Origin of the sequence: Streptomyces sp. NRRL S-31 (assembly GCF_000718775.1) — a bacterium.
GTDB lineage: Bacteria > Actinomycetota > Actinomycetes > Streptomycetales > Streptomycetaceae > Streptomyces.
In genome coordinates this window covers 1-526 of sequence record NZ_JOCB01000275.1, presented here as the reverse complement: position 1 = coordinate 526, position 526 = coordinate 1, and the positions used below count along the sequence as shown (strand labels likewise).

At 68.1% G+C, this 526-nt stretch carries 1 protein-coding gene; it reads left to right on the top strand.

The window, feature by feature from the left end:
• The coding region (locus IF37_RS0138610) for a hypothetical protein (RefSeq protein ID WP_158727467.1) at window positions 1-264 on the top strand (264 nt) is incomplete at its 5' end.
• Window positions 265-526: the final 262 nt, after the last annotated feature.

Sequence of the window (526 nt, the reverse complement as noted above, 5' to 3'; positions counted from 1 at the left end):
GCGATGCAGCGGCGTGTGGTGGTGCCGCATGTGGAGTTGCAGCGGGATCTGGTGGAGTTGCAGGGTCTGATCGCGCAGGTGTCGCATTCGGTCGAGGGTGCGGTGGAGGGTGCCTGGAGTGAGGCGTATGCGCGGGCGATGGCGACGTTCGGGTCGGGTGCGGGTGCGGATCAGATCAAGGCGCTGACGGACACGGCGGAGCAGTTGGCCCGGTATGGGGAGAAGACCCGGGCGGATGCCGCGTATTACAAGAACATGATCTGAACGTCGGGCTGGCGGCGGCGACGCATGAGTTCGCGAAGTGGCTGACGGGTGAGCAGGGCTACGCGCTGGAGGATTCCGATGAGCTGCTGAAGCAGGCGGTGGGGTTCGGGGCGTTGCAGGGTGTGTTCGGTGCGTTCGTGCCGTTCGTGGGTGGTGCGCTGGGTGGTCTGCTGGGCAAGGCGTTCGGGCGGGATGTGGCCGGGGCGTTGCGGGGTGCGGTGGACTCGGCGCTGGCGGAGGCGCGGCAGGTCAAGGGTGCGGG